General features: G+C 62.4%; 14 protein-coding genes. 7 read left to right on the top strand and 7 right to left on the bottom strand.

Annotation, left to right across the window (positions count from 1 at the left end):
- Nucleotides 1–5: 5 nt before the first annotated feature.
- Nucleotides 6–1010: an asparaginase gene (locus MESCI_RS24640; RefSeq protein ID WP_013532676.1), complete on the top strand. Its 1005-nt coding sequence runs from the start codon at nucleotides 6–8 to the stop codon at nucleotides 1008–1010.
- On the opposite strand, the gene MESCI_RS24635 is transcribed toward MESCI_RS24640, so the two are convergent.
- Nucleotides 1003–2379 (bottom strand): TIGR03808 family TAT-translocated repetitive protein, encoded by a 1377-nt coding sequence (locus MESCI_RS24635; protein WP_013532675.1) that lies wholly within the window; start codon nucleotides 2377–2379, stop codon nucleotides 1003–1005. The two genes, MESCI_RS24640 and MESCI_RS24635, sit on opposite strands and share 8 nt — an antisense overlap.
- 121 nt (nucleotides 2380–2500) lie before the next feature.
- Here MESCI_RS24635 and greA point away from each other — a divergent pair, with 121 nt between their 5' ends.
- Entirely contained in the window at nucleotides 2501–2974 is a 474-nt protein-coding gene (gene greA, locus MESCI_RS24630) for a transcription elongation factor GreA (protein ID WP_013532674.1), read from the top strand.
- 32 nt (nucleotides 2975–3006) lie between these two features.
- On the opposite strand, the gene MESCI_RS24625 is transcribed toward greA, so the two are convergent.
- The 3 genes from MESCI_RS24625 to MESCI_RS24615 all read right to left on the bottom strand — a co-directional run bounded on the left by MESCI_RS24625 (nucleotide 3007) and on the right by MESCI_RS24615 (nucleotide 6853).
- Nucleotides 3007–3159: an AbrB/MazE/SpoVT family DNA-binding domain-containing protein gene (locus MESCI_RS24625; RefSeq protein WP_244514279.1), complete on the bottom strand. Its 153-nt coding sequence runs from the start codon at nucleotides 3157–3159 to the stop codon at nucleotides 3007–3009.
- Between the two features lie 131 nt (nucleotides 3160–3290).
- Nucleotides 3291–5414: a methylmalonyl-CoA mutase gene (scpA, locus tag MESCI_RS24620; RefSeq protein ID WP_013532673.1), complete on the bottom strand. Its 2124-nt coding sequence runs from the start codon at nucleotides 5412–5414 to the stop codon at nucleotides 3291–3293.
- Nucleotides 5411–6853, bottom strand: coding sequence for a methylmalonyl-CoA mutase subunit beta (locus MESCI_RS24615; protein WP_013532672.1), 1443 nt, complete (start codon nucleotides 6851–6853; stop codon nucleotides 5411–5413). Before MESCI_RS24615 ends, scpA begins: the two co-directional genes overlap by 4 nt.
- Before the next feature lie 329 nt (nucleotides 6854–7182).
- Between MESCI_RS24615 and MESCI_RS24610 the strand changes: the two genes are divergently transcribed.
- Nucleotides 7183–8730 carry a helicase HerA-like C-terminal domain-containing protein gene (locus MESCI_RS24610; protein ID WP_013532671.1) on the top strand — a complete coding sequence of 516 codons (1548 nt, stop codon included), beginning with the start codon at nucleotides 7183–7185 and terminating at the stop codon, nucleotides 8728–8730.
- Nucleotides 8731–8762: 32 nt separating this feature from the next.
- Here the strand turns inward: MESCI_RS24610 and MESCI_RS24605 are convergent, their stop codons facing one another.
- Complete coding sequence (locus tag MESCI_RS24605; protein ID WP_013532670.1) at nucleotides 8763–9587, bottom strand: L,D-transpeptidase; 825 nt, start codon at nucleotides 9585–9587, stop codon at nucleotides 8763–8765.
- Between the two features lie 167 nt (nucleotides 9588–9754).
- A complete protein-coding gene (locus tag MESCI_RS24600; protein WP_013532669.1) occupies nucleotides 9755–10417 on the bottom strand; it encodes a haloacid dehalogenase type II in 663 nt (220 codons plus the stop codon).
- A 157-nt stretch (nucleotides 10418–10574) separates the two neighbouring features.
- Between MESCI_RS24600 and MESCI_RS24595 the strand changes: the two genes are divergently transcribed.
- From MESCI_RS24595 to MESCI_RS24580, 4 genes are all read left to right on the top strand, one after another.
- Nucleotides 10575–11453 (top strand): branched-chain amino acid aminotransferase, encoded by an 879-nt coding sequence (locus MESCI_RS24595; protein WP_024505546.1) that lies wholly within the window; start codon nucleotides 10575–10577, stop codon nucleotides 11451–11453.
- A gap of 106 nt (nucleotides 11454–11559) precedes the next feature.
- Nucleotides 11560–12159 carry a superoxide dismutase gene (locus tag MESCI_RS24590; protein ID WP_013532667.1) on the top strand — a complete coding sequence of 200 codons (600 nt, stop codon included), beginning with the start codon at nucleotides 11560–11562 and terminating at the stop codon, nucleotides 12157–12159.
- A 156-nt stretch (nucleotides 12160–12315) separates the two neighbouring features.
- Nucleotides 12316–12756 (top strand): c-type cytochrome, encoded by a 441-nt coding sequence (locus tag MESCI_RS24585; protein WP_013532666.1) that lies wholly within the window; start codon nucleotides 12316–12318, stop codon nucleotides 12754–12756.
- A 9-nt stretch (nucleotides 12757–12765) separates the two neighbouring features.
- Nucleotides 12766–13713, top strand: coding sequence for a cytochrome c (locus tag MESCI_RS24580; protein WP_013532665.1), 948 nt, complete (start codon nucleotides 12766–12768; stop codon nucleotides 13711–13713).
- Between the two features lies 1 nt (nucleotide 13714).
- On the opposite strand, the gene MESCI_RS24575 is transcribed toward MESCI_RS24580, so the two are convergent.
- On the bottom strand, nucleotides 13715–14122 hold the full coding sequence (locus MESCI_RS24575) for an SET domain-containing protein (protein ID WP_013532664.1): 408 nt from the start codon (nucleotides 14120–14122) through the stop codon (nucleotides 13715–13717).
- Nucleotides 14123–14198: the final 76 nt, after the last annotated feature.

Here is a 14198-nt window from a genome sequence, read left to right as displayed (position 1 = left end):
GTGACATGACAAATCCGGTTCTGATCGAAGTCTTGCGCGGCGCGATCGTCGAGAGCGCGCATCGCGGCTCAGTCGCGGTCTTCGATGGCGACGGCAAGCCCGTGTGGGAGATCGGCGATACGGCCAAGCCGGTGTTTCCGCGCTCGGCGGTCAAGGCGATCCAGGCCTTGCCGTTGGTCGAAAGCGGGGCGGCGGATGCCTATGGTTTCGGCAACCGCGAACTGGCGCTCGCCTGCGCCTCCCACTCGGGCGAGCCGGCACATGTCGACCTTGCGCGATCCATGCTGGCCAAGGCTGGGCTGGACGGATCGGCGCTCGAATGCGGCACGCATTGGCCATCCAATCATGACGCCGAGATTGCGCTCGCCCGCGCCGGCGGCTCGCCGAACGCCTTGCACAACAATTGTTCCGGCAAACATTCCGGCTTCCTCTGCACCTGCGTCCACGCCGGCATTGCGCATCGCGGCTATGTCAAGCCGGGACACGGCCTGCAGGACATGGTGCGCGACGCCATGCAGTCGGTGACGGGCGCTGTCCATGGTGAGGACCAGCGTGCCATCGACGGCTGTTCGATCCCGACCTACGCGGTGCCGCTCAGGAGCTTCGCGCTCGGCTTTGCCCGCATGGCCACGACATCAGGTTTTGGCCCAGAGCGAGCCAAGGCTGCAAAGCGGCTGCTTTCCGCCTGCATGGCCGAGCCCTTCTTCGTTTCCGGCAGCGGCCGCGAAGACGTCGCGTTGATGGAGGCCGCACCAGGGCGGATTTTCACGAAGGGCGGCGCCGAAGGCGTCCATTGTGCCGCAATTCCGGAACTTGGCCTCGGCATCGCACTCAAATGCGATGATGGCGCCGGCCGCGCCGGCGAAGCCATGGTTGCCGCCGTCCTTGCCAAACTGTTGCGTGCCGACGAGGCCTTGGCGGCGAAGCTGCTCGAATTGGCAAACACGCCCATCGAAAATCGCAACGGTGCCAAAGTCGGAGCGCTGAGGCCGACGGCAACTCTCAAGTGACGTGATTGCGCTCGACGGTCAGATGCGCGTAGCCGCTACCGTTTGACGAGGCGAGATCGCCTGTCGCGGGCTCCGCCCAGCGCTGGCCGACAACCGCACCGTTCAGCGCGCCGTCGATGACATTGTCTGAAATGACGGCCGTACCGGCGCCCTCGACCACGGATACGACGATCCCGGTTCCTGCCTTGCGGATGATGTTGCCGGTGGCGACGACATTGCGCAGGTACGGGCCCCAGCCGATCTGCATGCCATAGAGTGGCGCGTTCTCGATGACATTGTTGGAAACGGTGGTGTCGGCCTCAACGCCGATGCCGACGCCAAATCCCGGCGAGTCGGCGGGGTAGGGGCCGCTGGTCGACAGATTGCGCACGATGTTGCCGGAACAGACGCCCATGCGGCCGCCTTCGTTGAAATTGACGATCGAGATGCCGTTGGCGGCGCCGTCGACGATGTTGTTGCTGATGATGGCGCCTTCGAACGAGAACTCGGAATAGATCGCCGTTTCGCCAGAGCGCGAGCAGGTGTTGCCCGATATCTGCAGGTTGCTGGCGCTGTTGGCGCGGATGGCCGAGAAGGCGCAGTCCGAGACGATGTTGCCCGAGATGACGACATTGCCGGCGCGAAAGGCATTGATGCCGTTGCCGTTCTGCCCGGTTCCGCCGCTGCGTGCCTGGATCCCTTGGACGCGGTTGCCGGTGACCATGGTGCCGTCTTCGGCCACCTGCCAGCGGTGTACGAGGATGCCGCCATTGGCGCAGTCGGAAACGGTGTTGCCCGTGATGGCCAGCCCGCCGGCTTCGACCGAATAGATGCCGGCATCGGCGGCGCCCGATATCTCACAGCGCTCGATCCGGCCGATCGCGTGTTCCAGCGCCAGCCCGTTCTTGCCGCTGCCGGTGATCTGGCAATTGTCGATGGCGAGGTGCGCGACACGGCGCAGATCGAGCAGCCCTTGCGTGTAATCGCCCATCGCACGGTTCGCACCATCGAAGACCAGTCCGCTAAGTTCGATATGGTCGGCCTGTTCGGCCATGAACAGGTGGCCGTCACCGCCGTAAACGATGCGCGTCGCGCCCGGCACGCCGGAAAGACGTACGCGGCCGGGCAGCGAAAGATTGGAGACGACATAGGTGCCGGGCGGCAGGAACACCGGCATGTCGCGGCTGTTTGCGTCACGCAGCAGTTTGGCGAAGGCCTTGCTCTGATCGTCTGATGTGCCGGGCTGCACGCCGAGTTCGGTGGCATTGATCGAGCCGCGCATCGAGGCTTTCTCGATGCCGCTCAAGCTTGCGGCTACCGCCTTGCCGAGCGCAAGGCCCATGACGGCAAAGCCGGCGGTTCCAGTCAGCAGCGTTCGTCTGTTCAACATCGGCACAGAATCCCAGCGTTCAACCTTGGCGTCGCAGGAATCGTGCCAGACGGTTTGCCTCTCCTCTGGACGGAAACGACAATGGCTTGTCGAGCAGCCTCTGCGGGCCTAAGTTCAGGAAATGAGCAGAGCTTTCACCCGCGAGGAAGACAGCGAAAATGCCATCGCCGGTGTCGGTGAGCGGCCGGTCAGCCAGCATCGCAATCTGGTGACGGAACGCGGCCTGGCGCAGATCGAGGAAAATCTGGCCGATCTGCGCGACATACTGGCGAAGGCCGAACGCAAAGCCGACCGCGAGCGCATAGCGGTCGTGTCGCGCGATCTGCGTTACTGGACCGCCCGGCGCGAAAGCGCCGAACTCTCGGTGCCGGAGCCGGGCAGTGACGTTGTGCGCTTCGGCATGGGCGTCACGATCGAGAGCGATGACGGCAAGAAGGTGCATTGGAAGATCGTCGGCGAGGACGAGGCTGATCCCACCAAGGGCAGCATTTCGCATGTTTCGCCAATGGCTGTCGCCCTGTTCGGCAAGAAGATCGGCGACTTGGCCAGCGTCAACGGCAAGGAATGGGAAATCGTCAAGCTCTCCGAGAGCTAGGACGTCTCAAATCCGCCGCACTGATTGGCGCGTCATTTGGCGAGTTTCTGAAGCCCGACCCGATATTTGTCCATGACCTCGCGCGCGGCCTTCATCTGCCGTTCGAACCTGTCGGCCACCGGTCTTAAAATGATGCCGTGATCAGTTTCGATGATCTGGAGCTGATCGCCCGATTGCAGATTCAAGCTGTCCAGCATTCCCGTGGCAAGATCAGGGCATCTGATCCGTCGTCGAGCTTGTGGATGGTCGTCTTCACGGTTACCGCACCTTGGTTGCAGTGTCAGTCTAGCACAACCTTTTCAGAGATGCAGCAGTCCTAGTCCGTGGCCAGCAGGCGGTCCAGCAGGCGATCCGCTGCCTCTGGAATGACTGTGCCCGGCGGGAAGATTTCCGCAGCGCCGGCTTGCCGCACCGCGTCATAGTCCTGCGGTGGGATGACGCCGCCGGCGACGATCAGCATGTCGCCGCGGCCGAGCTTTTTAAGCGCGTCGCGCAGTTCCGGGATCAGCGTCAAATGTCCCGCCGCCAGCGACGAGGCGCCGACGATGTGGACGTCCTGTGCGACCGCCAGCCTGGCGATCTCATCCGGTGTCTGGAACATCGCGCCGACGGTGACGTCGAAGCCGAGATCGGCGAAGGCCGTAGCGATGACCTTCTGGCCACGGTCGTGGCCGTCCTGGCCCATCTTGGCGACGAGAATGCGCGGCTTGCCGCCGGTCTTCTTCTCGAAGGCGTCAAGCTTGTCCTGCAGCCCGTCGACCACGGGATGATCGCCAAGCGCCTTGCGATAGATGCCGGAAATGGTCTGCACCGTAGCGACGTGGCGCCCAAACGCCCTTTCCAACGCGAATGAAATCTCGCCGACCGTTGCATTGGCGCGCGCGGCTCGGATGGCGAATTCCAGCAGGTTTTCATTGCCTTGCGCGGCACGGGTCAGCGCATCGAGTGCGCTTTCGACGGCGGCGACATCGCGCGTGCCCTTCAGCCGTTGCAGCTTCGACAATTGCCGGGCCCTGACCTCGGCATTGTCGATCTTCAGCACGTCGACCTCGATGTCGGTCTCGGGCCGATGGGCGTTGACGCCGACCAGCATCTGCTCGCCGGAATCGATCCGCGCCTGCGTGCGCGCGGCAGCTTCCTCGATGCGCAGCTTGGGAATGCCCTGTTCGGTCGCCGCCGCCATGCCGCCGAGCGCCTCGACCTCCTCGATATGAGCAAGCGCGCGCGCCGCCAGATCATGCGTCAGCCGTTCAAGATAGGCCGAACCGCCCCACGGGTCGATGATGCGCGTGGTGCCGGATTCCTTTTGCAGGATGAGCTGGGTGTTGCGGGCGATCCGCGCCGAATGGTCGGTCGGCAGCGCCATCGCCTCGTCGAAGGAATTGGTGTGCAGCGATTGGGTGTGGCCCTGCGTTGCAGCCATTGCCTCGATCATGGTGCGGACAATGTTGTTGTAGGGATCCTGCGCCGTCAGCGACCAGCCAGAAGTCTGGCAATGGGTGCGCAGCGACAACGAGCGCTCGTCCTTGGGCGAAAAATTCTTCTGCATCAGGGTCGCCCACAACAGGCGCGCGGCCCGCAGCTTGGCGACTTCCATGAAGAAATTCATGCCGATGGCCCAGAAGAAGGACAGGCGCGGCGCAAAGCGGTCAATGTCGAGGCCCGCCGCGACGCCGGCGCGGGCATACTCGATGCCATCGGCGATCGTATAGGCGAGTTCAAGGTCGGCCGTCGCGCCGGCCTCCTGCATGTGATAGCCGGAGATCGATATCGAATTGAACTTCGGCATGTTCTTCGATGTGTACGAGAAGATGTCCGACACGATCCGCATCGAGGGTTTCGGCGGATAGATGTAGGTGTTGCGGACCATGAACTCTTTCAGAATGTCGTTCTGAATGGTGCCGGCGAGATCTTTCTGCGCAACGCCCTGTTCTTCCGCCGCGACAATGTAGAGCGCCATGATCGGCAGCACCGCGCCGTTCATCGTCATCGATACCGTCATCTCGCCGAGCGGAATGCCGTCGAAGAGCTGCCGCATGTCGAGAATGGAATCGATGGCGACGCCAGCCATGCCGACATCGCCGGCAACGCGCGGATGATCGCTGTCATAGCCGCGATGCGTGGCGAGATCGAAGGCGACCGACAGGCCCTTCTGGCCGGCGGCAAGGTTGCGTCGGTAAAATGCATTGGATTCTTCGGCCGTCGAGAAGCCGGCATATTGCCGGATGGTCCAGGGCTGCTGGACATACATGGTCGGGTAGGGGCCGCGCACGAAGGGCGGCAGGCCGGGATAGGTGTCGAGATGCGGCAACCCCTTGAGGTCGCTTTGATTGTACAGATGCTTGGCGACGAGCCCTTCCGGCGTGGTCCGCTGGCCTTTGACCTCGACGGGAGCGCGGCGTGGCGGGACCCAGCCGATCTGGCCGAAGTCCGGGATCAAGAGCCGGCTCCGATCGATTGGTCGATGCGGACTGGAAACAGCGCCTCGCAGACGGCAACGCCTTCGGTGAAGGCCGGCCGCCGTTCCGCCGCCAGCGTCTCGACCGGACGTTCGTCTTTCGATGGATAGAGCGTGGTGCCGATGATGGCCCGTTGGCCTGTGCGGTAGGCTGCATTGCGCTGCTCCGCAGCTGCGTGGACGCGCTTCTGGATGCGTCCGTCCTGAAGGCTGGACAGGACACCGCCCTCGGCTTCGATCGTCTGCAATTCCGTCCACGCCAACTCGCACAACTCCGCGGTCAACGCCTCGACGGCGCCGGAACCATAGGCGGGATCGGTGACATGATCGATATGGCTTTCATTGGCCATGATCAGCTGCGTGTTGCGGGCAACACGACGGGCAAAACCCGCCGGCAGACCATGCGCGATCGTGTGCGGCAGGATGGAGATCGAATCGGCGCCGCCGCACGCCGCGGCAAAGCATGCAATGGTGGTGCGCAGGATGTTGGTCTCCGGATCCATCGCCGTCATCATGCGAAACGACGTCTCGGCATGGATATTGGCGGTGGATGTCGGGATCGAACAAGCCTCCTGCACCCGCGCCCATAGCCTGCGCAGTGCTCGCATCTTGGCCGTCGACAGCAACTGGTCCTGGTCGACGCTGAGCGCAAAACCGATATGGGGTGCGGCATAGACAAGCGGCTGCCGCGCCGTCTCGAACATTCTGAGATAGGAGACAGCCGAAGCCAGCATGATGCCAAGTTCCTGCGCTTCCGTGGCGCCGGCATTGTGGAACACGCGCCCGTCAGCTTCCAGCAGCACGCCCGGAACGCCCATCGCGAAGAAGTGCGCCAGCGACTGTGGCATAGAGGCCTGCAGCGCCTCGATCGACATGCGCAGCCGACCGGTTCCCGCGAAGATCGCCGCTGGATCGATGCCGAAGGAGAGGTTGAGCTTTGCCGGGTCCGATCGCCGCTTGCTCAGGAACGCGACCAGCCAGTCGGCCACGGCGCGGCTCCAGGGATGGGCGTCGATGCGAACCTGGATGCGGTTGAGCGGTATGCCGTCCAGCACCGCCTCCAGCGCCTCCGCCGTTCTCGGCAAGCCGTAGCCGAACGCGTTGGGCGCCCCTTCGAAGACCAGCGACAATCCCGTGGCACCCTGTGCAACATCCTCCAGCGCTTGGCTTCTGGCACGGTCGATGTCCGGATCGTCGATGCGCTGGCTGACGATCCATGGCGATTTCGGGTTTGTACGCACGATCGGTTCCGCCGCGGTGCTGCGGTCGTAGAGCGGTTCGATACGGATGTTGTCATCGCTGTGCGAGACCAGCTTTTCCTCGAAGGAAGCGCCTGCCAATGCCTTTTCCGCCAAGGCGAGCCATCGCTGACGCTCGGCGTTCTCGGGTTCCACGTCCTGGATCAAGGCTCCGGCGCCCATCCGTCCTCCTCGTTTCATGCGGCCGCACCAGCCGGGAGCGGTTCAGTCTACGGTCCCCGGTCCGATATCGCAATGCAATGCGCTTTCAGAGACCGGATTCGATCCATCAGATATAGGTCAGTCCGCGTGGACGACGATTGCCAAACAGCGGCAAAATCCGCAAGCTCCAAAAACCCGATCTGAACGAATGGGGCCGATTTGGGCGAATGGCCCGGATTTGGACGAATGGCCCCGATTTGGACGAATGGCATTGTCGCTGTGCAATGGCCTCACTATACCTGCGGCAAGGCCACTGGCTTTAGACACATCAGTTTGCGGAGACCGGACATATGGCTGACGAGACCAGTATTTTCATCGGCGCCAGCCGAAAGCCCGACGACAGCTATCAGCGTGCCGAGCAGTTGTTGCTGCGATATGGGAATCGTCACGGCCTGGTGACCGGCGCCACCGGCACCGGCAAGACCGTCACCTTGCAGATCCTGGCCGAAGGATTTTCCAACGCCGGCGTGCCGGTGTTCTGCGCGGACATCAAGGGTGATCTGTCGGGCATCGCGATGATGGGCACGGCACAGGATTTCCTCGTCAAGCGGGCCGAACAGGTCAAGCTCGATCCGTATGACTTCCAGGAATTTCCCGTTATCTTCTGGGACTTGTTCGGCGAGCAGGGTCATCCGATCCGCGCCACGGTCTCGGAAATGGGGCCGTTGTTGCTGTCGCGCCTGATGAACCTGACCGAGGCGCAGGAAGGCATCATGAACATCGCCTTCCGCCTGGCGGACGAGGAAGGCTTGCTGCTGCTCGACATGAAGGATCTGCAGGCGCTGCTCGCCAACATCGCCGAGCGCGCCGACGAGATCGGCTCGCGCTATGGCAACGTGACGAAGCCATCGGTCGGGGCTATCCAGCGCACGCTGCTGGTCCTCGAACAGCAGGGGGCCGCAAACTTCTTCGGCGAACCGGCACTGCGTATCGCCGATATCATGCGCACCACCCGCGACGGACGCGGCGCCATCAGCGTGCTTGCCGCCGACAAGCTGATGATGAATCCGCGGCTCTACGCGACCTTCCTGCTATGGCTGATGTCGGAGCTGTTCGAGGTGCTGCCGGAAGTCGGCGACCCCGACAAGCCGAAGCTGGTGTTCTTCTTCGACGAGGCCCATCTTCTGTTCGACGAAGCACCCAAGGTGCTCATCGATCGCGTCGAACAGGTCGTCCGACTGATCCGCTCGAAAGGCGTCGGCGTCTATTTCGTCACCCAGAACCCTTTGGATATCCCTGAAAAAGTCCTGGCCCAGCTCGGCAATCGCGTCCAGCACGCGCTGCGCGCCTATACACCGCGCGAGCAGCAGGCAGTCCGGACGGCGGCCGAAACGTTCCGGCCAAATCCCGATTTCGACTGCATGACCGCCATTACACAGCTTGCCACTGGCGAGGCGCTGGTCTCGACGTTGGAAGCCAAGGGTGTTCCGTCCATGGTGCAGCGGACACTGATCCGCCCGCCATCCTCGCGGCTTGGGCCCATAACGGCCGCTGAGCGGCAAAAGCTGATCCAGGAAAGCCCGGTCGCCGGCCAGTACGATCAGGCCGTCGATCGCGAATCGGCTTTCGAAATGCTGCAGAAAAAGGCCAAGGACGCGCAGGATGCCGAAGAGCAGGCCCAGCAGGCCGGCAGCGGCGGCTCGCGCTGGACCATTCCGGGCTTCGGCAATGACGATCCCGCGCCGCAATCCGGTGGCAGGCGCACATCTGCACCGCGCCCGTCCAACCGCCAGACGGTCGCAGAGGCGGCGATCAAGTCGGTGGTGCGCTCGGTCGGCTCCTCGGTCGGTCGGGCAATCGTGCGCGGCATTCTGGGGAGCTTGTCGCGCGGGCGGTGACTGGAGGCAGCGGGCGCCGCTGCCTAGTCAGCTCAGAAAATCGAATTCGTGATCGCCTTGACCGGTCCAAGCAGCACCGAACCGTCCGGCACGCCGGCATCGATCGGGATCGCCTGTCGGTTGGCCGTCGCCACCATGGGTTGGCTGGCGTCGCTGGTCACGATGACCGGCGTCTTCGAGGGCACGCGATCATAGAGGTCGATAATGTCCTGGTTCATCAGACGCACGCAGCCTGACGACACCGACTTGCCGATCGAGCGCCACTCCGGCGAGCCGTGCAGACGGTAGAGCGTGTCGACATTGCCCTGGAACAGATAGAGCGCGCGTGCACCGAGCGGATTCTTCAGGCCGCCGGGCATGCCGCCATTGTCGGCGCTGTAGGGTTTCAGTTCCGGCTGGCGGGCTATCATTTCGTCCGGCGGCGTCCATTTTGGCCATTTCTGCTTCCACTGAACGACGGCGTCGCCGGACCATTCGAAGCCGGCGCGGCCAAGGCCGACACCGTAGCGTATCGCCTGACCGCCTGGACGAACCAGATAAAGGAAGTGGCCGGTCGTATCGACGACTATGGTTCCCGGCTTCTGTCCCGTCGGGTCGGGAACGATCTGACGCAGGAATTGCGGATCGATCTTGTCGACTGGGATGGCCGGCAAATCGAAGCCGCCGTCGCTGACTGCTGCATACATCGTCACATAGTCCGCCAGAGGCGGCTCGACATAGGTTGGTGGCGGCGGCTCGACCGGACCCGGCCCGGTGGTGGCGCATGCGGAAACCGCGATCGAAGCGGCGCCCAGGGCTGCGGCATTGAGAAAGCCGCGACGGCTCAGGCGAAAAGATTCGATTTCGGTTATGGACATGGTTGCCTTCTTTAAGTCTCAAATCGCAAAGCGTGAATTCGCCGACAGTTACGCGGGTGCCTGACAACACCTGGGGCGATAGGCGGTTCCGATTCTGGCCCGAACGTGGGCAAAGAAAGGCGAAGCTGTGACCAGGCTGCTACTGTGGCGCCAGAGACACAGGTCTCTTAGCTGCCGGGCACAAGGGCTTCGAGCGACGGCAGGATCAGGGCCGGTGGGAAGTCCCGGTATTCTTCGGGCTGGTTGGAGCGGTTGATCCACACCGTGCGAAAGCCGAATTTGGTGGCGCCTGCAATGTCCCAGCGATTGGACGACTGGAAGGAAACCGCGCCGGGGTAGAGGCGCCGGCCGGTGGCGACCATGTCGTAGACCGCGGGATCGGTCTTGAAGCGCCGCACCGTATCGACGGAATAGATATCGTCCAGAACCTGGTCGAGCGCGGCGGATTTGACCGCCGCCTGCAGCATTTCGGGCGAGCCGTTGGACAGGATCGCCAGCCTCGCTCCCGAAGCCTTGAGCGCCTTGAGCACGGCCGGCACTTCCGGATAGCAATCGAGCCGCCAATAGGCATCCAGCAATATCGCCTTGAGACCGGGGTCGGCCGAGGGAACCTTGCGCAAGGCGAAATCGAGCGCCTGTTCGGTCAGTTGCCAGAAATCGGCATAGGCGCCCATCAGCGTGCGCACCCAGGAATATTCGAGCTGTTTGGCGCGCCAGATCTCGGACAGCAATTGGCCGTCCGGCCCGATCCGGTCGGCATGACGGCGTACGGCGGCATGCACGTCGAACAGCGTGCCATAGGCGTCGAAGACATAGGCGGCGTATTGCATGACAGCAGTTTTGAGGGCAGGCGCGACAAGGTGCAAGCTTTGATTGCATTGCGCCCCGGCACTGGCCTCAACAAAACTCCATGATGCCGGTTGACGGCGCCCGCCAAAGCATCTTCCAATGGCTGTCACACGAGACCGATTGAGACGGGACGAGATGATGACACTGGCGGCTGCGGCGCAATCCACGACATGGACTTTCGTCGATGGTGATTGGCACGAAGGCAACGTCGCCATTCTGGGGCCGCGCAGCCACGCCATGTGGCTCGGCACCAGCGTTTTTGACGGCGGCCGCTGGTTCGAAGGCGTGGCGCCGGATCTCGACTTCCACGCAGCCAGGGTGAATTCCTCGGCGATTGCGCTCGGCCTGAAGCCGAACATGAGCGCCGACAAGATCGTCGGGCTGACATGGGATGGGTTGAAGAAGTTCGACGGCAAGACGGCGGTCTATATCAGGCCGATGTACTGGGCCGAGCATGGCGGCTATATGGGCGTGCCGGCCGATCCCGCCTCGACGCGCTTTTGCCTTTGCCTCTATGAATCACCGATGATTCCGGCGACTGGCTTTTCGGTGACCGTGTCGCCGTTCCGGCGTCCGACCATTGAAACCATGCCGACCAACGCCAAGGCCGGCTGCCTTTACCCCAACAACGGTAGGGCCATTCTCGAAGCCAAGATGCGCGGCTTCGACAACGCAATGGTGCTCGATATGCTGGGCAACGTCGCCGAGACCGGAACCTCGAACATCTTCCTGGTCAAGGATGGCCACGTCTTTACGCCTGCGCCGAACGGCACCTTCCTATCCGGCATCACCCGCTCGCGCACGATAGCGCTGCTCGGCGAATATGGCTTCAGGACCACGGAAAAGACGCTGTCGGTGCGCGATTTCCTCGAAGCAGACGAAATTTTTTCGACCGGGAACCATTCCAAGGTGGTGCCGATCACGCGCATCGAGGATCGCAATCTGCAACCCGGGCCGGTGGCCAAAAAAGCGCGCGAACTCTATTGGGATTGGGCGCATTCGACTTCTGCTGTTTGAGCGGATAAAAAGGCGATCGACGCTTCATCCGGAGTTGTCCCAACCCATTCCAGACCTATCTTACTCCGGTATCGACACCGGATTTTTCCACGAGGGAGTACTATCCATGGCCTTTGAATTGCCCGCTCTGCCTTACGACTATGAGGCCTTGCAGCCTTACATGTCGAAAGAGACGCTGGAATATCACCACGACAAGCACCACAAGGCGTATGTCGATAACGGCAACAAACTCGCCGCCGAGGCCGGCTTGGGCGATCTGTCGGTCGAAGAGGTGGTCAAGCAGTCGTTCGGCAAGAATGCCGGCCTCTTCAACAATGCCGCCCAGCATTACAACCACATCCATTTCTGGAAGTGGATGAAGAAAGGCGGCGGCGGCAACAAGCTGCCGGGCGCCTTGCAGAAGGCAGTCGATAGCGATCTCGGCGGCTACGACAAGTTCAAGGCCGACTTCATTGCCGCTGGCACGACACAGTTCGGCTCCGGCTGGGCCTGGGTCTCGGTCAAGGATGGCAAGCTGGCGATCTCCAAGACACCGAACGGCGAAAACCCGCTCGTCCATGGCGCGTCGCCGATCCTCGGCGTCGATGTCTGGGAGCACTCCTACTACATCGACTACCGCAACGCCCGGCCGAAATATCTCGAGGCGTTCGTCGACAGCCTGATCAACTGGGACCATGTCCTGGAATTGTACGAAAAGGCGAAGTGATCGATTTCCAGAAGCCCCGGTATCACCCGGGGCTTTTCTTTTCTGCGTCCCGCAAGAGCAAAGGTCCGGCAAAAATCATCAGGGGGAAGGGAATTTTCCCTCTGTAACATCCGTTGACGTCCTGTCCCGAAATGCCTTCATCATGGAGCCAATTGAATGAGAAAGCTTGTTATCGCCATCTCTATGCTCGCACTCGCGGCTTCGGCGGCCTTTGCCGACCCGATCCTCGACCGGCAGGCACTGATGAAGGAACGTGGAAAGATCGTCGGCGGCCTGTCGAAAGTGGTCAAGGGCGAGGAGCCGTTTGATGCCGCCGCGGTGCTGACGGCGCTGCAGGCGCTGCATGCGAATGCCGAGAAAGTCGACGTCGACGCGCTGTTTCCGGCGGGCAGCGACACAGGCGGCGATACCACTGCGTCGCCGAAGATCTGGGAAGACATGGCCGGCTTCAAGGCCACCAACGCCAAATATGTCGCCGACGTCAAGGCAGCGGCCGCTGCCGCTCCTGCCGACGTCGATGCGTTGAAGGCGCAATTCGGCGCCATCGGCTCCGATTGCGGCACCTGCCACCAGACCTACCGGGTGAAAAAAGGCTGATAGCGGGCGATGCCCTGGCTAAAGAAACTCGTCGGCGCCATCGTCATCCTCGGCGGCGTCGGCGCGGTTGCCGGGTGGGTCGGGTCGGCGCCGGTGAGGCTCGACAGGGAGACCCTGGCCAAGCTCGGTCCTGGCGACGCAGCCAGGGGCAAGCGCATTTTTTTTGCCGGCGGTTGTACATCCTGCCATGCAAAGCCGGGCTCACAGGGCGATGCGCGGCTTCAACTCGCGGGCGGTCTCGAGCTCAAGACGCCGTTCGGAACCTTCGTGCCGCCCAACATTTCGCAAGACGCCAAGGACGGCATCGGCGCATGGTCGGTCGAGGACCTCGCCAATGCCATGCTGAAGGGCGTGTCGCCTTCGGGCCGACACTTCTATCCGGCGTTTCCCTATGCGTCCTACGCGCGCATGAATCCGGTCGACATTGGCGATCTCTATGCCTTCCTCAAGACGCTGCCGGCCGTCGCCGGCAAGGCGCCTGCAAATTCGCTCGGTTTTCCCTTCAACATTCGTCGCGGCATCGGCCTGTGGAAATTGCTCTATCTTAGCGACCAGCCTGTCGTTCCATTTCCCGCTGCCACGCCCGATCCGGTCATGGCCGGCCGCTATCTGGTCGAGGGGCCGGGTCATTGCGGCGAATGCCACACGCCGCGCGACCTCGCAGGTGGTACGAAAAAGAACGTGTGGCTGGCCGGTGCGGTGGCTGCCGAAGGCAGCGGCGTCGTGCCGAACATCACATCGGGCGAGGGCGGTATAGGCGATTGGTCGGAAGCCGACATCGCCAACTACCTCGAAACCGGCTTCACGCCCGATTTTGATTCCGTCGGCGGCGCCATGGTCGACGTGCAGCGAAACATGGCCGAGCTGGCGCCGCAGGACCGTGCTGCCATCGCCGCCTATCTCAAGGCGATACCCGCGCATCCAAACGGCTATCCGGCCCGCAAGAGGGCGAACTAGTCTAGATCGAGTCTGCGGATGACAGGTGGCGGTCACCGAGAAAATCGAAGCCCGTTTCGAAAAAATGGTTGTAGTTGCAGGTCAACTCTTCGCCAGGCGCGATGTCGCGCAGCGCAAAACTCTCCTCGGGTGAGGAGACGTCGCAATTAGGCTCGTCGGCATGGTTCATGTAGCGCGCGTCGTCGGCTTCGAAGACGATGTAGTTCGGATCGCGGCGGTCAGGATAGGAGTAGCGGTCGAGATAGCTCTTCACCGGGCCGGCCGCCCGCTCATAAGTCTCGACCTCGATGAGCCGATCGAACCTTGGGTCTAACTTCCAGATCAGAGTACCGCGAGGAATGTGGTTCTTGGCAAAGACGCCGATTCCCTGGATGGGTGATTTGTCGAGATAGACGTCGACGAGCAGCATAATGAACCTTTACGCGATTGGAGGCTGTCAGGCCGGGAAAAGCCGCGCACTGGGTAGCGCGCGGTCGTCGCAATTG

This window comes from Mesorhizobium ciceri biovar biserrulae WSM1271 (assembly GCF_000185905.1).
In the GTDB taxonomy this organism is placed as follows: Bacteria; Pseudomonadota; Alphaproteobacteria; order Rhizobiales; family Rhizobiaceae; genus Mesorhizobium; species Mesorhizobium ciceri.
Note: the sequence above shows the minus strand (reverse complement) of the source record. Positions and strands in the feature narration are given on the sequence as shown.